Below are 17,816 nucleotides of genomic sequence, written 5' to 3'. Positions count from 1 at the left end.
GCCTGATTATTTCTAATCAGGCTTTGTTATATGAGCTAAGTGTTAATATTTAGAAAAATCCCATCGGCTCTTCTGAATAGCTCACTAATAAGTTTTTAGTTTGTTGGTAATGATTTAAAATCATCTTATGAGTTTCACGGCCAAAGCCAGACATTTTGTAACCACCAAATGCAGCATGTGCTGGATATTGGTGATAGCAGTTTGTCCATACTCGTCCTGCTTGAATACCACGACCCATTCTATAAGCGATATTACCGTTTCGGCTCCAAACCCCGGAGCCTAAACCATAAATTGTATCGTTAGCGATTGCTAAGGCTTCTTCTTCGTCTTTAAAGGTTGTGACTGCTAGTACAGGGCCAAAAATTTCTTCTTGGAAAATGCGCATATCATTCGTACCTTTGAAGATGGTTGGTTCAATATAGAAACCGCCTGATAAATCACCACCTAAATCTGCACGATTACCACCAGTTAAAAGTTCCGCACCTTCATCTTTGCCAATTTGGATATATTTCATGATAGTATCAACTTGTTGCTGTGATACTTGTGCGCCCATCATGGTTGTACGATCCATGGGATTGCCTTGCTGAATGGCTTTAACACGTTTCACTGCTTTTTCAATAAATTGCTCATAAATGGATTCTTGGATTAATACACGGCTTGGACATGTACAGATTTCGCCTTGGTTTAAGGCAAACATGGCAAAGCCTTCTAATGCTTTATCTAAGTAGCCATCATTTTTTGCCATGACATCTTCAAAGAAAATATTAGGTGATTTACCACCTAATTCTAATGTAACAGGAATGACGTTTTCAGCGGCACAACGCATAATGGTCTGGCCAACTTCAGTTGAACCAGTAAAGCCAACTTTAGCAATGCGAGGTGATTTTGCGAGATGTTCTCCAATGACAGCTCCTGAGCCATTGATAATATTTAATGTTCCTGGTGGCAAGATGTCTTGAATGAGTTCTGCGAAAACTAGTATAGATATTGGTGTAAATTTGGCAGGTTTGAGAACAATGCTATTGCCAGCGGCCAGTGCTGGTGCAATTTTCCAACATGCCATCAAAATAGGGAAGTTCCAAGGAATGATTTGCCCAACAACGCCAATGGGTTCATGAAAGTGGTAGGCAACTGTATTTTCATCTATTTGGCTTAATGCACCTTCTTGGGCTCGAATACAGCCTGCAAAGTATCTGAAGTGATCAATTCCCAGTGGAATATCCGCAGCCATTGTTTCACGTAGCGCTTTACCATTATCCCAAGTTTCAACAGATGCTAATAATTCTAAGTTTTCTTCTAATCGATCAGCAATTCTATTGAGAATAGATGCTCGTTCAGCTGGCGAGGTCTTGCCCCAAGTTTTTTGTGCGTGATGTGCAGCATCTAGTGCAACTTCAATATCTTCCACAGATGATGATGCAACTTCACAGATTGCTTTGCCTGTGATCGGAGTGATATTTTCAAAATATTCTCCTTTAATAGGTGGAACCCATTTGCCACCAATGAAGTTGTCATATCTTTTTTTGAGTTGAACTGGGAAACCGTATGTTGCTGGTGAAATTGTTGTCATATACATACTCCTCATTTTAAAATTGTGAGAAACTGATAAACTACAAATACATTACAAATTAAGTAATGCCATCTCATTCTATTATAAATTTTGATAGTTTTTTTAAATTAATTGAAAAAATTTTATTGATAGAAGCATATGTTTAGAATGATAGAGCAGTTCATACAGAACCATGTTAGAATACTCGGCCCAGTTTAAATGAGGAATAGTGATGGATCAGTTACCAAAAATTAGATGGCGCGCACGTAGAGGAATGCGTGAAATGGACCAATTATTTGATCGGTATTTAGATCACCATTACCCAACAGCACCTGCGGATGAAAAGGCATTGCTTGTTGAACTTTTAGAGATGCAAGATCCTGAATTGTTCGACCTTCTTTTGTTAAGAGTGCCGGCAAAGTCTGATGAACAAGAAAGGCTCATCAGAAAATTAAATCCTAATTTATAAAAAAAATATTTTCCTTTGAAATTATATTTGAAATAGGAATTTCTGTATAATTTATATACAATGTTTGCACTCGGTCAGATGAGGTCTTCTTGACTTCTGTAAAAAATTCGATAGTATTCATTGCCTTTTTATTAGACACTTTTCAGGAGTTGCATCGTGAAAGAATGGTTTGAGCTGACTCTGAAGTCTGGTCAATATTCACCAGATGAAATAGATGAAGCGTTGCTCACTGCAGGCGCAATTGCTGTAACATATAGTGATGCTGAAGATCACCCAGTATTAGAACCATTACCTGGTGAAACACCTTTATGGCCAGAAACGTTAGTTACAGGGTTATTTGAAACGCCTTGTGATGAGAAAGAAATTTTCTCTTGTGTTGCTAGTGTTTTATCTACAGAAATTAATGCGTTACCAGTTGTCAAAGAAAATCACTTACAAAATACTGATTGGGAACGCTCATGGATGGATCACTATCATGCAATGAAGTTTGGCGCAAATCTTTGGATTTGCCCAACCCATTTAGCGCCACCTGAGCCAGACTGTGCTACAGTGATGTTGGACCCTGGCTTGGCATTTGGTACAGGTACACACCCATCAACAGCATTATGTTTAACATGGTTATCTGATCATAAATCATCAGTAGAAAATCATACAGCGATCGATTATGGCTGTGGTTCTGGTGTATTGGGTATTGCTGCACGCGTTTTAGGTGCATCTCGTTGTGATGCGACGGATATTGATCCTCAAGCAATTAAAGCAACCCATGAAAATGCAGCGCGTAATGATGTAACAATCAACTGCGTATTATCTAATGAATTTTCAGCAGAACCTGCTGACTTAGTGATGGCAAATATTTTGGCATTACCATTAACTGCTTTAGCAGAAAAATTAGCATCCTTAGCAAAACCGAATGCAAATATTATTTTAGCGGGTATTTTGATCTCTGATATTGAGATGATTAAAGAAGCATACGCGCCTTGGTTTGATTTTGTGGAGCCTTTTAACACAATTGATGGCTGGGCTTTAGTGCATGGAATTAAACGTGCATGAAAATAGGTGAGCTTTCTCTCAATAACCCATTCATTATGGCACCAATGGCAGGTATTACGGATTTACCTTTTCGTAAACTGTGTCGTGCGGAAGGTGCTGGCTTAGCTGTGTCCGAAATGGTTAATGCTCAAGAAAATTTATGGGATACGGATAAAAGTAAAAATCGCGTCGTTTTAGATGGTGAAACTGGCCCAATTTCAATTCAAATTTTGGGAACAGAGCCAGAAGATATGGCAAATGCAGCACGTTATAACGTAAGTTTGGGTGCTAATATTATTGATATCAATATGGGTTGTCCTGCTAAAAAGGTTTGTAAAAAAGCAGCAGGCTCTGCATTGATGCGTGATGAAGGTTTAGTGAAGGATATTCTTTCAGCAGTTGTTGGTGCAGTTAATGTGCCTGTAACTTTAAAAATTCGTACAGGCTGGGATCGTGAGAATAAGAATGCTTTAAATATTGCTAAAATTGCAGAAAAAGCTGGCATTCAGATGCTGACAATTCATGGTCGTACACGTCAGGATGGTTTTTCAGGGGATGCTGAATATGAAACCATTCGTGATATCAAATCTCAAATTTCTATCCCCGTGATTGCCAATGGTGACATCACAAGCGTTGAAAAAGCACGTTATGTAATGGATGTCACTAAAGCGGATGGCTTAATGATTGGTCGCGGCGCTTTTGGTAATCCGTGGATTTTCCGCTCTCTTGTGGAAGATACTGTATATCAACCATCTATTGATGAGATATTTGAGGTGATTAATACGCACCTTGATGGTTTATATGAACTTTATGGCGATGAGAAAGGTGTTCGAGTCGCACGTAAACACTTATTATGGTATTCATCTTGGTTTGACAATGGAAAAGATTGGCGAACCACTTTAATGGCTGCGAGAAGCAGGGATGAGCAGCACCATATTTTGACATCATTAATTAACAATCAACCGATTGTTGCGTAATTTATTTTAGGAGTAACAAAGAATGATCGCACAACGCAGAATCAAAAGTCATATCCCATTGCGTGAGTCTGTAAAAACCGCATTGAATGAGATTTCTCTGCAATTAGATGGAAAATATCCACCTAACTTATATCGTTTAGTTTTATCGGAAGTTGAGCGTCCATTGTTTGAAAAAGTGTTAGAGTACACAAACGGTAATCAATCTAAAGCGTCTGAAATATTAGGAATCACTCGCTCTACTTTGAAAAAGAAATTGGATTATTATGATATTGATGCTAAGTCAATTGGTTAATCATCCATAAGAGGAAGTCTGAAAATGGCATTTGAAAAGATCATTGAAAAAAATAGAGCTTGGGCTGCTAAAGTTAAAGAAGAAAACCCAGGTTTTTTTGAGTCTTTAGTAGATCAACAGTCTCCAGAATATTTATGGATTGGTTGCTCAGATTCTCGTGTACCTGCTAATCAAATTGCAGGTATTTCTCCAGGAGAAGTTTTTGTACATCGCAATATTGCAAATGTGGTTGTGCACAGTGATTTTAACTGTTTATCAGTGATTCAATTTGCCATTGACATTTTAAAAGTTAAACATGTATTGGTTGTGGGACATTATGGTTGTTCTGGTGTAAAAGCTGCTTTAGATGGTAAGCGTGTAGGTTTAGCAGATAATTGGCTTTTACATGTTCGTAATGTATATGAAGAACATTCTCTATATTTATGTGAAGATGTATCATCTCGTCATGATCGTTTGTGTGAGTTAAATGCTATTGAACAAGCATATAATATTACACAAACTACAATTGTACAGGATGCATGGGATCGAGGGCAGCGCTTTACAGTACATGGTTGTATTTATAGTTTGGCAGATGGACATCTGCATGATTTAAACTTTCATGTTAGTCGTCCAGATCAAGTGGAAGAAGCATATCAGCATGCGATTACATTAATTCATGCTAAGTGTTGTTAAAATTGTTGAATAGGGAATGATATGAAGGCAAATGAGGTTAAAAAACATACTGTTTTAGCTCATAATGGGCTTTATTATGTGGTTCGTGAAGTAGAGAAATCAGCTCCTACGGCACGTGGTGGTAACACTACTTACCGTATTCAGATGTTTTCCATTCCTGATGGACATAAAGTTGATTTATCTTTGCGTGCAGATGATGATTTAGAGTCTGTAGATTTACGTAAACGTGAAGCAACTTTCTCATACATGGATGGTGAAGATTATGTCTTTATGGATGTGGAAGATTACACGCAATATATTTTATCTGCAAAAATTGTAGATGATATTAAAGGGTATATTATTGAAGGCGTAGAAGGTTATTACGTTTCTTTGATTGATGAAAACCCTATTGCATTGGCGCCTCCACAAAGTATTGTATTGGAAATTGTTGATACAGCGCCTGAATTGAAAGGTGGAAGTGCCACTAAGCGTACAAAACCAGCTCGTATGTCAACAGGTATTGATGTTCAAGTACCTGACTATATTGAAAATGGTACAAAAATTCGTGTTAATACGGAGACAGGCGAGTTTATGGGGCGAGAATAATTCTCTTTCTTACCATTTAAACAGGGCTGATGATTCAGCCCTTTTTTATTTATTTATGATGATCTAAAAATCAACAGCTGATCGACATGTAGATGGTAACCAGCGGCTGAGTAGGCCGGAACCTTTAAGGTAGCATTCCCATTGGATAGAGCCTTGTGTCTCAGGGGTATCAGATGCTATGTTTAATGGATATAGTGCTAAATAATTATTTCCAGTAAATGAAATATTTTCATCTGTTGATGGGAAATATGTAGGATTTGGTACTACTTTTTCATTATAAATAATTACAATAGCTGAAAGACTGTGTGGATTGTTAGTGCCAGTAGATACGCTTGATATCCATATTGAGTGAACAGCTGATCCTTTAATTTGGTTGCCATTAGGCAGGCCGGCTTCAGTATTTGTTGTTGGCCATGTGCCTGTTGTCACAAAGGTTTCCATAGCTGCCATTTTTACAGAGGATGATAAGGCTAGTCCCTCTGATACATAAGTTCGCTTAGTGTAGTCTTGATATGAAGGCAGCGCAATCATTGATAGGATACCAATTATAGCGACAACAATCATTAATTCAATTAATGTAAATCCTTTTGTCATAATAATACCTTATATTTGTTAGTTATTGGTTGATTGTTATTTTAACTTAAGATAACGTAAAAAATCTATAGTTAATTTATTCTACGTGTATTTTAGGATTGAAAGTATGGGTTTTTATAATGCTTATTATAAAAACCCTAAGAGCCAGAGCGAATTATAAAGACTGTATTAAATAAGTTAACTTGAGGCTTTGAGCACATCTTTGACTAATTCTATGCATTGTAAATATCGCTCGTCATATTCTTCTGCATTGATCTCAACATAAGGAATATTATGCTTATTTAAGATCAATTTTAGCAAAGACTGAAATTCTTTACGTGCTTGGTTTGAGCCTAAATGACGTAAACCATCAGATATCCAAGGGGTATTATTATCTAAGAATATTACAAGGTCAAAATAGTAGTTATTAAGCATTGCTTCTACGGATGGATGAGGTTTGCCTTCATATTTAATACAAAATGCTTGTGTAGTAACAAAGGCAGTATCAATGAATGCAATTTTATTGGCATGTTTAACAGCAAAATCAATATATTGTGCTTGTCCCAATGCGATATTGTTGTAATCATCAAATTGTAACGCACGTTCATCTCCGCCTAAGTGTTTGAAGATATATTCTTTACCATATTCCCAAGCACTAGTTGTGTTAAACATATTGGCTAATTTATTGATCATAGTGCTTTTGCCACTAGAGTCACCACCTAAAATTGCAATGGTTTTCACAAAAAATGGGCGGACTTCAGTAGGGATATATTCCCAGTATGATAATGGTGAGCGACGAATATCTTCACTGCGAATATTCATGAATTTACGCTCAGGATCAATAATTTTAGTTGGCAGATTTAAATGCTTGAGATAGAAATCTACATCGCTATTTTCGCTGCTGTAAATCATATTGGGCTTAATATTGTGTGATTGTAAAAAATAATCCACTTTTTTAGCCCATAAAATCTGGTCTTCCTCAGATTGAGAAAGATTTTCCTCATCAATATAATGAATATGAATATTTTTCTGATATTTAAATGTTTGTAATAGCCAGCGCAAACGATCTTTTAAAGAAGGTTGTCTGCTCATGGCACTATCTTTAAAAGTTTGGTAATCTCGTTCTTCATTATAACGAAGGATAATATGTAACTCATCCATTTGGCTGATGGCTCTTTGAATTAAATAAACATGGCCTGTATGCAATGGGTAAAATGCGCCAAAAATAATGCCTACAGTTTTTTCTTCTTCTTGTGGATTGATGTTGAGGTATTGGTACAAAGCATTGAGTTTTGTAGCGCTTGGGTTTTGAACTTTATTATTAAGTAATTGGCTCAGATAACCTTTGGTCATATCGCAGTGATCAGCAACATTTTGTAGAGTTAAGCCTCTATCTTTAATAACTTTTTTAATGTACGCGACATTAATCATATTTTTCCTCCTAAACTATTTGCAGATATTATACATGTTTTGTTTAATATAAAATACTGATTTTTATATTAAATTATCCTTTAATCATGCTGATCAGATTAGGATTAGTGATAACATCTGAAAGATAATAGCCATCTAATACTTGTAGAAAGCTTTTTAATGCATCTGCCATAATGTGATTAATTCTGCATTGCTCAGAAATATTGCATTGATTATTTTCACTGTGACATTCAATGATAGAAAATTGTTCAAAGTCACGAATAAGCTGGCCAAGATTAATTTTAAAAGGGTCAGTACCTAATTTTAATCCACCTTGATTGCCCCTGATACTGATCAGGTATTGATATTTTGTAAGTTTAGCAATCACTTTAGTTAAATGGCTGCGTGAAATATTGTAATAGTGAGAAATTTCTGAAATATTTACTAAGCGTTCAGAATGAACAGCTGCATAAATAAGTGTCTTGAAAGCATAATCAGTTTGTTGGGTTAATTGCATGATGTTTTGAAACAGTGGAACAGCAGAGAGAGCAGATTGTAACAGAAAAAATATAAAAAAAATCCTAATACTCCACTGTATTAGGATTTTTTGAAATTTTTGAGGAAAAATGGTAGTTATGAAGCGCTTTCTTGTTCAATAATGTATTTAGTGATAGTCACAACGTCCCAATGATGTTTTTCAGCAATTTTCATACATCCTCTTTGGATTGTGCGTATCAGAGATAATCTATAATCTGTTGAATAAGAGCCCATAGCTGCAGAAATCATAAAAATGGCACTACCATTCTCATTCACACGGCTAAAATCAACTGTTAACGTTTTCATTAATTTAAAGGCTTCTGGGTTTTCATTTTCAATGAACTGAGTGAGATTATCTCGTAATGCTTGAATTGCAAACTCAATATTATTCTTAACTGTACCATAGCATACTGCTAATTCTGTAGAAGTGCTGTATCCATATGTAATATTGATAATTTTATCCTTAATAAAATCTTTAGCAGGATAAATAAGTTCTGTACTAGATGCAGTTAAATAAACATATTCAGGTGTTTGGCGCATAACTTTATAAGTAGAGCCATTAGGCAATAAAACTACATCATTAACCACAGTTGGAAACCATGTTTCATCCATTTTAGTTGGGCGAGAAATCATAGTATTTAATTGATCAATAGTTAGGCGAATAGTACCATTTTCTAGTAATGGATTAACTAAATATGCATTATATAGATTAATGCGGCTAACTTTCCATGGTAGATCGTTATAAATGACACGTTCGCCTTCACGAGCTGAGCCCATATTGAGAAAAATACGTGTCTTAATGAAATATTTTGGAATAGAATTACGTGATGTAACAAGAAAGGCTAATATAATTAATATAGCAATACCAAATAAAACCATATCCCCTGAAGAATAGAGAATAGCCAGTGTTACTATTACTGTAATTAATGTGGTGATAATTTGATAGAGCAACATGAAAATGCGCCATCTGATGGATATTTTATTTTTCTCACGTGACTCTAATAGAACTAAAAAACGGTTAAAGCTATATAATAATATAGAGATCACAGAGATTGTAATGACTAATAATAAGCCTCGGCCTTTGATGAAACTCCATGAGCCTTTTGTTAAACGAGTTGTAAAGTCTTCTTTAACAGTTAATTCATCGAGTTTAATGGTTGTTAAACGGCGCTCCCGCTCTAGTTCTTTATGAAAATTATTCCAAGTATCTTGGATATCTTTGAGATTTTTTTGAGCGCTTTCCGGTAGCTCAGAAATCTGAATTTGATTGAGCGTGCTCAAACCTTTATTGAGTTGTGACAGTCGTTCATCAATTTCTTTTTGTTCTAGACGTAATAAATCACGTTTCCTTGGTGCATCTGTAATTTTCTTCATTTCTGTGAAGACAGGCTGTGCGATTTGGATAAGTTCCTTTTGCCAATTATAGTCATCCACTTGTTGTATGGCTTGTTTGGCAGGCACATCAAATCTAGCAGTATCAATGCCACCTAAAGAAATTTTTTCGAATAGCTCAGTATATTCTTTAAGTTGAGCATTGGCACGTTTGAGACTATCTTCTAGTTCTTTTTTATGAGCATCATCTTTTTCTTTTTTGATTTCAGAAGATAAATTTGCTCGCTTATTTTGTAACTCTTTAATATCATTGGAAATTGTTATAAGCTGATCTGTAACACTTTCTTGTGATGGTATTGTTTCTGTATGCTCAATTGCAAATGATAAGGATGAACATAAAAAAATAACGAATAGCGAGAATAGTGCGAATTGCTTTGTGGGCAGATTGCGTTGTTGCATTAATTTCTCCTAAGTAGTTTTGTAGGCTGTTCTTTGAGATTGGCTATTTATAAAAGTTTCTTGCAAAACAGGATAATTATAACATTAGGCTATGAGTGGTTTTCATAAAAATTCCATATAAAGACATGTTTTACCAAGATCATGGAGTAGATAGCCTTGAGAAAGCTATAGGAATTCTTTATGATGAACCTTTGTATTAATCAATCATAGCAAGGAACTTCTATGTCAGAAATTTTAAAGTTATCACCAGAATTGGTTTGGAAACACTTTTACGAAATGAACCAAATTCCTCGTCCTTCTAAAAAAGAAGAGAGAATTCAGGCACATTTCAAAGCTGAAGCGGAGAAAAGAGGTTTAGAAGTTCTACAAGATGAAATTGGTAACCTTTTAATTCGTAAGCCTGCGACTAAAGGTTATGAAAATGCACCAGCTGTGATTATCCAAGGTCATACCGATATGGTTTGCCAAAAAAATGATGGTACAGATCATGATTTTGATAAAGATCCAATCGATATGTATATTGATGGCGAATGGGTGAAAGCAAAAGGTACAACCTTAGGCGCGGATAACGGTATGGGTGTTGCGATGGGTATGGCGATTTTAGATGATCCCGAAGCTGAGCATGGTCCATTGGAGATTCTACTCACAGTGGATGAAGAAGCTGGAATGGGTGGCGTTCGTGCAATGAAAGCAGGTTGGATGCAAGGTAAGTATTTAATCAACCTAGACAGTGAAGAAACAGGCAAATGTTTCGTAGGTTGTGCGGGTGGTGTTGATATCGGCTATAGTGCAAGCTTAAATTATGACGCAGATCAATATGGCCAATTTGTTAAAGTGACTTTGAAAGGTTTAAAAGGTGGTCACTCAGGTATTGATATTCATAAGGGCCGCGAAAGCGCAAATGCCTTATTGGCGGAGTGCTTAAGTTCTTTATCTCAACAAATGCCGATTCGTTTAGTATCATTTGTGGGTGGTACTTTACGTAATGCCTTAACACGTGAAGCAACTGCGGTGATTGCTTATGATGAAACACATGGTGATTTCTTAAAAGAGCATTTTATACATTGGCAGAAGCACTTGGCAAATCGTCTACAAAATATTGATGAAGGTGTACAGTTATCTTATGAGGAAACTGAATCAGCAGCTTCTATGTCATCACAAGATTCCCATCATTTATTGTCATTTTTAACTTTATTGCCACAAGGTGTTTTGAAGCGTTCAGCAATATTACCTGTTGTAGAGTCTAGTTGTAATATTGGTACGGTATCTGTTACTGAAAAAGGTGGCTTAAGTGTTGGTTTATTAGCGCGCTTCTTAACTCAAGAAGGTTTTGAAATGATTAAGACAAAAACTAAAAACTTGGGTGAATTATCAGGTTATTTCTGGCAAGCGAAAAATGATTATCCATCTTGGAAGCCTAACTTGGATTCAAAACCTTTACAGATATTGCAAAAAATTTATGAAGAAAAGCATGGCGTGCCAATGGGTGTTGAAGTGATTCATGCGGGTCTAGAAACTGGTTTAATTGGTAAGCTGTACCCCGATTTAGAAATGGTAAGCTTTGGACCAACAATTAAAGGTGCGCACTCACCTGATGAAAGAGTCAATATTCCCGCTGTTGCAGAAATTTATGAATTGACAAAAGAATTATTGAAAGCATTGAAAGACTAATTTCATAGAGAATGAAGTTTTAAAAAGCTGACTTAGAAAATTAAGTCAGCTTTTTTGTGACAATTTATTCTTTTGGAAAATTCATAATAGGATTGGCTTGCCATGTTGATGGCCCTCGAGCGCGGTAAATCAAAGTATCGTCTAATATTATATCTTGATAGTTTAATGGGGTGTTGATTAGATAAGGATAAATCCAATAAGTTGTGATGATTAAAATAGGTATTGCAAAAATCAACATGGCCTTGCTACACAATATAGCAACTAATGTATATTTATAAGTAGAGTCAGATAATTGAATGACAGATTGAGTCTGTTGGTATTGTGCATATACGTATGTTATTAATAACAAAGTAAGCATTTGGCTGAATGGATAAATTAATGCACCAGATAACATGCCATTGGCTAAAAGCATGAATATGCCTACCCAGCCCCAAACAGATAAATGTTTTCGAATTAAGAATAGTTTGAGTGAGGCAAAACAGAGTAATAATGTTAGTATTACTCCTAAGATTCCCATTTCACTGAGCCACATTAAAATAATATTATGAGGATGACCTTGGCCATAAAATGCAGGATTATCAGGTAGTGTAAAATTTGCTACGCCAAAACCAGAAGTAGGATTATCGATAAAAGATTGTAATGAATACATATATAAATCTAATCTGCCAGAACTGCTAGATCTTACCAGTTCATGGTTATCTAATGATGTTCCACCATTGATTGTACTTGAAAGAAAATCTAATGAATAAAATGCTAGTACAGCGTAAATTAAATAAATTAAAGGTATTTTAATTGTTGATTTTCGAGAGTAATCAAAGATTAAAATAGTAGTAAATGCTAGTGCGAAAGCTAACATAATGGCGCGTGCACCATCACTCAAGAAAATATATAAATATAAAATACTTAGAGTTGTTATGATTTTATTGTATTTAGGTTGTGCTAAAAAGCTTGGTCGCAACCATAAAATAAGCAGTGCAGGTAATAAAGCATCATTGAAATACCGAATATTTTGAAAATGATTATGACCATGATCTGTGTATGTTGGATCAAAAAATTGAATAATAATACCTGTGAAAAAGTAAATTACAGCGGGGATTGGCATAAAGGCAACTAGAGATAAAGTTTTTTCATACCATTGAAAATCTAAAGTAAAAGTTATAGCAAAATAAGTAATAGAAATGATTAGTAATATATTTAAACTGATAGTAAGAAAGGATGTAGTGTTTTGTATGCCCAAAAAATAGGCTAAAAAATAACATAAGGCTATCGATGTTGTGAATAATATAATTTTAGAGTGTAGTAGCAGAATACGTTTAGGGAGTAATAAAAAACCAGTACTTGCAAGTATTAAAATGCTAATTTGTTCTGCACGCCAAACATCATAATAATCACTAAACCAAGGAATATTATCTAGGCTTGCAAAAGTTATAAATATCCAAAGTATAAAAATTATAAAAATACTTCTATGTAGAAGCAATAATGGTAAGATTCTATTATGCATTGGATGCAACCTATTATAAAGTATTAGTTAATTAGTTGCGTTAGTATATGCCATAGATTTATGAAACTCTATGGCATAATAATTACATGAGGCTTGATTTAGGATAAATTCGATACTCTTTGCTAGAAATCATTTGCCCAATGGGATTTAGGTCTTTTAATCCTAATTCATATGATAAAGATAAAAATTCTTCGATATGATTTGGTGATACAGAAACTAATAAACCACCACTTGTTTGAGGGTCACCTAAAATATGTTTATATTGTTCAAAGGCATTATTTTTTTCAACAAGATATCCATAGTTATCTAAATTACGGAAAGTTCCTCCTGGCATTGATCCTAGTGATTCATAATGGCGAACATTTTCAATCAAGGGGATAGCATCACTGAATAGCTCCACAGAAATATTACTACCTTCGGTCATTTCAGAGAGATGGCCAATTAAGCCAAAGCCTGTGATATCAGTCATTGCATGAATATAATCATATTTTGCAAATTCAGCCCCAACTTTATTTAATTGAATCATAACATCACGTGCAGAGTGTTTATCTTCATCTTTTAATAAGCCTCGTTTTTCTGCAGTCGTTAAAATACCAATCCCTAAAGGCTTAGTTAAGAAAAGGTAATCGCCAACTTGAGCAGTATCATTACGTTTAAGATGAGATTTATCAACAATACCTGTTACAGATAATCCAAAGATTGGCTCAGGTGCATCAATAGAATGGCCACCTGCTAAAACAATACCAGCTTCATCACAAATAGCTCTACCGCCTTCTATCACTGTGCGAGCAATTTCAGGCGCAAGCACATTCGTTGGCCAGCCCAATATTGCGATCGCCATAATAGGTTTGCCACCCATGGCATAAATATCACTGATGGAATTAGTTGCTGCAATTCGGCCAAAATCAAAAGGATCGTCCACAATTGGCATGAAGAAATCTGTGGTTGAGATAATCCCAGTTTTTTCGTCAATGCCATAAACAGCAGCATCATCTCGAGACTGGTTGCCCACCCATAAATTTGGATCAGAAGTTTGTATACCACTGCCTGCTAAAATCTGCCCAAGAACCTTGGGGTCAATTTTACAGCCTCATCCTGCGCCGTGGCTATATTGTGTTAATTTGATTTCAGACATTTCTTTGCTTTTAAATCCTCATAGAATAAGGTAAAGTTTAGCACTTTATTCCTAGATTAATAAGCCGAGATGATCAATTTTAAAAAAGTTGCTTTGGTGAGCCGTAATAATGTTAGCAATCCTTCATTTGAATCAGTAATTAAGGCAGCTGAGAGCGTGCTTAGAAATAATGGTTGTGAGGCGGTTGTATTAGCTTTGCCTCCTAATGATAGTGAACATACAAGATCTATCTTAGAAAGGGCTGTAAAAGATTGTGATCTTATTGTTATTTTTGGTGGTGATGGTACATTTTTAGGTATTGCTCGCAAAGCTTGCCATTTGAATATCCCTTTTGTTGGCATTAACTTAGGGCGATTAGGTTTTTTAACAGATATTCGTGAAACTCAGTTAAAAGAGAGTTTAGAATGTATTTTACGTGGTGAATATACGACTGAAGAAAGAGAGTTAATTCGCATTACCATTGATAATAATGTTAGCTCTTTTGCTTTAAATGATGTGGTTATTCATCAGCGCAGTATTTCTAGAATGATTGAGTTGGATGTTTATGTGGATGATCAGTATTTGACAAGCTATTGGGCTGATGGTGTGATTTTTGCAACACCAACAGGATCAACTGCTTATGCATTGTCTTCAGGTGGGCCATTGGTTTATCCAACATTGTCAGCAGTATTAATTGTCCCTATTTCTCCACATACATTTAGTCATCGTCCAATCGTATTACCGACAGATCGTAAGATTAAAGTTAAGTTGAAAGATAGCGTTAAACATACTGTGAGTGTGAGTTGTGATGGGCAGGTTGTTTTTGACTTTAATATTGGTGAGGAGCTGAATTTAGTGAGTAATGCCTCAAAAATTACTTTAATTCACCCATCAAACTACAGTTATTTTGAAATTTTACGAGCCAAGTTAAATTGGGGGCATCACCCTGAGAGAGAGCGTTAATAAATGAGTGCATTAATGATTAAGCATCCAGTATTGGGTGATTTAGTTTATGAGGAAGTTCTGAAAGGTTATGTAGGTAGTATTGAATTATCAGAGATGCCTCTTAAAATTAATTTAGTAACTGAAGCTGAAAATATTGAAGTGGTCGCCAATCAGTTAATTGATTTCTTAGAAAGTGATGAATTTGAAAATGCATTCATTGCAGGTTTAGAGCAGTTATTAATGATTAAGAATCGTGATTGGCTCAATGATGGGGAGGCAGAATATACATTAGAAGAGCTATTTGACTTTGTGTCATTAGATGCAATTGTGATGTATGTGGATAAAATCGAGTTGTATACAGATGATTTAGAATTATTATGGCGAAACCGTGCAATAATGAAATACAACCAAAAATATCAGCTAATTAGTGTTGAAGTTGAGATAAATGAAGGATAATTGAAAAATGATCAAAAGAGAGGATTACCACTCTCTTTTTATTATGTATTTATTAGGTTACAGCAGGTGTTTGTAATCTACGTGCTTGATAGAATCTTTGTTTCCAATATTTTTCATCCAACGATGATGTCATAACGCCTTTAGATGTGGAGGCATGAATAAATTGATTATTACCATTATAAATGCCTACATGTAAACCGCTGCCACCCCAATTTGTTTTAAAGAACACGAGATCACCAGGTTTCAGATTCTCTTTTTTAATCTTAACACCTTGAGATGTTTGTGCAACTGTTGTGCGGGGTAATTGGATATCAAATTTATCATTGAATGTACGTTGAACAAAAGCTGAGCAATCAATACCACGTAAAGAGTCACCACCTAATTTATAAGGTGTGCCTTTCCATTGTTTCAATTGTTTTTTGAGTTCTGTCGTCACAATATGATTGTCTCTTAGTTGGGCATGGCGTGCGACAGAATTTTTAGATGAGTTATTTCTACTGGTTGATGCACAACCTGTAGCAAATACTGTTAACATCACAATGGCTAATGTTTTTTTCATGGAGCAATCATTAATACAATAATAGAGTGAGATATTATAGATCAGGAAGCATTCCCTGATCTATAGCGAATTATATATTTTTGTCTATTATGACTCAGTATGACGAGAAGTAAAGTCATAATCTGTTTCTTGATAAACAAAATAGTTCAACCAGTTTTGGAAAAAGATACTAGAAGCGCTGACCCAGCGAGTTTGTATCGCATTTTCAGGATTGTTATCTACAAAATAATTACAAGGAATAACAGTCGAACCTTGTGCTAAGTCTCGTTGATATTCTAATAAAAGTGTATCTTTATTGTACTCAGGATGGCCACTCATAAATAATTGTCTGCCATTTTTACTGGCAACAATATGTATACCTGCTTCTTCTGAGCTAGCGATAACTTCTAAATCAGGGTGATTTCTAATGGCTTCAGGGTCACTTTCAGTATTACGCGATTGTGGAACGTAGAATACATCATCAATGCCTATTAATAATTGTGAATCTTCTTTCTCTTTAATGTGCGGAAAGACACCTGTTAATTTCTCAGGAAAAGTACGTTTATCTATATCATAAAAATATTTTAGAGCAGCTTGACTACCCCAGCAAATATAAAGCGATGTGAAAACGTGTTCACGACTCCATTCAAATATTGTGCTTAATTCATCCCAATAAGTCACATCTTTAAAATCTAGTAGCTCTATGGGGGCGCCCGTAATGATCATGCCATCAAAATATTGATCTTTAATGTCATTAAAATAACTATAAAATGTATCTAAATGTAATTGTTTAGTATTTTTAGAAGTATGGTTTTCAATGGCCATTAAAGTAATATCAACTTGTAATGTTCCGTTGCTGAGTTTGCTTAAAAGTTGAGTTTCAGCTGTAATTTTATCGGGCATTAGATTTAGAATACAAATTTTAATTGGGCGAATATCTTGTTTTTGAGCTCGTTCAGAGTTCATCACAAAGATGCCGTGATCCTTTAAAATTTGGGTAGCGGGTAAATCTTCTGGAATAACGACAGGCATATTTTTCTCCTCAAAATATAATATCCATTAAAAAAGCCAGAGTGTTTAATCACTCTGGCTTTAACAATACAATCAATGGGGCTTTAGAGTGACTCATACAGTTTCGAGAGTCACTCAGTGAGTAACCCTCTAAAGCATCATCATTGGTTGAAATGTTAGTGTATTCATGTTCTCTTAATTCTTGAATTTACGTTGGATATATAAAATCACTTAAAGATCTAGCTGTCAAGTTCTCTTATGGAGATGCTATTTTGTCTAGACAAAATTATAATGATTTTATTGGTTAATTAATTGTTATTTATATTAATTTATCGTTTATTTTAAAATAAAATATGATGTCTGATAAAAATGTGAAGACAAATAAATGAAGTATGATAGTATCCAAAATATGTAGTGAATTTGAAAGTGCCAGATACAATACAAATAAGAGCATTACAATTCATAGCATAGTAGCAAACTTTAATTTGTTGTACTTCGGAGGATTGTATGGACGCTACTAATAAGAATGTGGCAGAAAATGGGCGTGATATTAGTATTTTTACATTAGTTAAAATATTTTTCTTAAGTCTTATCGGTATCATTATGTTTTTCTTGTCTGTTGATATTGGCGGTAAAGAAACTATTTTAATTGATCATATCGCAAGTTTTATTATCGTTGATTTAAGGCCAATAGCA

18 protein-coding genes and 1 pseudogene are annotated in these 17,816 nt (G+C 35.0%); 10 read left to right on the top strand and 9 right to left on the bottom strand.

The window, feature by feature from the left end:
* Positions 1-49: 49 nt before the first annotated feature.
* A complete protein-coding gene (gene exaC / locus BZK14_RS04850) occupies positions 50-1,570 on the bottom strand; it encodes an acetaldehyde dehydrogenase ExaC (protein WP_143691345.1) in 1,521 nt (506 codons plus the stop codon).
* A 211-nt stretch (positions 1,571-1,781) separates the two neighbouring features.
* On the opposite strand from exaC, the gene BZK14_RS04845 reads away from it, so the two are divergent.
* From BZK14_RS04845 to efpL, 6 genes are all read left to right on the top strand, one after another.
* A complete protein-coding gene (locus tag BZK14_RS04845) occupies positions 1,782-2,018 on the top strand; it encodes an FAD assembly factor SdhE (RefSeq protein ID WP_077925438.1) in 237 nt (78 codons plus the stop codon).
* Between the two features lie 156 nt (positions 2,019-2,174).
* Positions 2,175-3,068: a 50S ribosomal protein L11 methyltransferase gene (gene prmA / locus BZK14_RS04840; RefSeq protein WP_077925437.1), complete on the top strand. Its 894-nt coding sequence runs from the start codon at positions 2,175-2,177 to the stop codon at positions 3,066-3,068.
* Complete coding sequence (gene dusB / locus BZK14_RS04835; RefSeq protein WP_077925436.1) at positions 3,065-4,024, top strand: tRNA dihydrouridine synthase DusB; 960 nt, start codon at positions 3,065-3,067, stop codon at positions 4,022-4,024. The genes prmA and dusB overlap by 4 nt, the downstream gene beginning before the upstream one ends.
* Positions 4,025-4,046: 22 nt before the next feature.
* Positions 4,047-4,316 carry a helix-turn-helix domain-containing protein gene (locus BZK14_RS04830; RefSeq protein WP_008315064.1) on the top strand — a complete coding sequence of 90 codons (270 nt, stop codon included), beginning with the start codon at positions 4,047-4,049 and terminating at the stop codon, positions 4,314-4,316.
* A 24-nt stretch (positions 4,317-4,340) separates the two neighbouring features.
* A complete protein-coding gene (gene can / locus BZK14_RS04825) occupies positions 4,341-4,988 on the top strand; it encodes a carbonate dehydratase (protein ID WP_077925435.1) in 648 nt (215 codons plus the stop codon).
* A gap of 21 nt (positions 4,989-5,009) precedes the next feature.
* The gene (efpL, locus tag BZK14_RS04820; RefSeq protein ID WP_077925434.1) at positions 5,010-5,573 is read left to right on the top strand and encodes an elongation factor P-like protein EfpL; all 564 of its coding nucleotides are present in this window, start codon (positions 5,010-5,012) and stop codon (positions 5,571-5,573) included.
* Positions 5,574-5,636: 63 nt separating this feature from the next.
* Here efpL and BZK14_RS04815 read toward each other — a convergent pair whose 3' ends face one another.
* The 4 genes from BZK14_RS04815 to BZK14_RS04800 all read right to left on the bottom strand — a co-directional run bounded on the left by BZK14_RS04815 (position 5,637) and on the right by BZK14_RS04800 (position 9,884).
* A complete protein-coding gene (locus BZK14_RS04815) occupies positions 5,637-6,167 on the bottom strand; it encodes a pilin (RefSeq protein ID WP_077925433.1) in 531 nt (176 codons plus the stop codon).
* 177 nt (positions 6,168-6,344) lie between these two features.
* Entirely contained in the window at positions 6,345-7,577 is a 1,233-nt protein-coding gene (gene nadR / locus BZK14_RS04810) for a multifunctional transcriptional regulator/nicotinamide-nucleotide adenylyltransferase/ribosylnicotinamide kinase NadR (protein WP_077925432.1), read from the bottom strand.
* A 73-nt stretch (positions 7,578-7,650) separates the two neighbouring features.
* Positions 7,651-8,073, bottom strand: coding sequence for an RrF2 family transcriptional regulator (locus BZK14_RS04805; RefSeq protein ID WP_077925431.1), 423 nt, complete (start codon positions 8,071-8,073; stop codon positions 7,651-7,653).
* Positions 8,074-8,189: 116 nt separating this feature from the next.
* Entirely contained in the window at positions 8,190-9,884 is a 1,695-nt protein-coding gene (locus tag BZK14_RS04800; RefSeq protein WP_077925430.1) for a coiled-coil domain-containing protein, read from the bottom strand.
* Between the two features lie 222 nt (positions 9,885-10,106).
* Here BZK14_RS04800 and BZK14_RS04795 point away from each other — a divergent pair, with 222 nt between their 5' ends.
* Positions 10,107-11,555: an aminoacyl-histidine dipeptidase gene (locus BZK14_RS04795; protein WP_077925429.1), complete on the top strand. Its 1,449-nt coding sequence runs from the start codon at positions 10,107-10,109 to the stop codon at positions 11,553-11,555.
* Positions 11,556-11,619: 64 nt separating this feature from the next.
* Here the strand turns inward: BZK14_RS04795 and BZK14_RS04790 are convergent, their stop codons facing one another.
* Positions 11,620-13,056 (bottom strand): O-antigen ligase family protein, encoded by a 1,437-nt coding sequence (locus tag BZK14_RS04790; RefSeq protein ID WP_077925428.1) that lies wholly within the window; start codon positions 13,054-13,056, stop codon positions 11,620-11,622.
* 82 nt (positions 13,057-13,138) lie between these two features.
* Positions 13,139-14,191: a selenide, water dikinase SelD gene (gene selD / locus BZK14_RS04785; RefSeq protein ID WP_077925427.1), complete on the bottom strand. Its 1,053-nt coding sequence runs from the start codon at positions 14,189-14,191 to the stop codon at positions 13,139-13,141.
* Between the two features lie 69 nt (positions 14,192-14,260).
* Here selD and BZK14_RS04780 point away from each other — a divergent pair, with 69 nt between their 5' ends.
* Positions 14,261-15,133, top strand: a complete 873-nt coding sequence (locus BZK14_RS04780) for an NAD(+)/NADH kinase (protein ID WP_077925426.1) — start codon at positions 14,261-14,263, stop codon at positions 15,131-15,133.
* Positions 15,134-15,148: 15 nt separating this feature from the next.
* Entirely contained in the window at positions 15,149-15,571 is a 423-nt protein-coding gene (locus BZK14_RS04775) for a hypothetical protein (protein WP_245831163.1), read from the top strand.
* Between the two features lie 52 nt (positions 15,572-15,623).
* Here BZK14_RS04775 and BZK14_RS04770 read toward each other — a convergent pair whose 3' ends face one another.
* Entirely contained in the window at positions 15,624-16,130 is a 507-nt protein-coding gene (locus BZK14_RS04770) for an NlpC/P60 family protein (protein WP_077925424.1), read from the bottom strand.
* Between the two features lie 87 nt (positions 16,131-16,217).
* Positions 16,218-17,141 carry a homoserine O-succinyltransferase gene (locus tag BZK14_RS04765; protein WP_077925423.1) on the bottom strand — a complete coding sequence of 308 codons (924 nt, stop codon included), beginning with the start codon at positions 17,139-17,141 and terminating at the stop codon, positions 16,218-16,220.
* A gap of 486 nt (positions 17,142-17,627) precedes the next feature.
* Here BZK14_RS04765 and BZK14_RS04760 point away from each other — a divergent pair.
* Positions 17,628-17,816: pseudogene (locus BZK14_RS04760) on the top strand (hypothetical protein); the annotation flags it as partial.

The sequence above is a fragment of the Wohlfahrtiimonas larvae genome (assembly GCF_002006755.1).
GTDB lineage: Bacteria > Pseudomonadota > Gammaproteobacteria > Cardiobacteriales > Wohlfahrtiimonadaceae > Wohlfahrtiimonas > Wohlfahrtiimonas larvae.
Note: the sequence above shows the minus strand (reverse complement) of the source record. Positions and strands in the feature narration are given on the sequence as shown.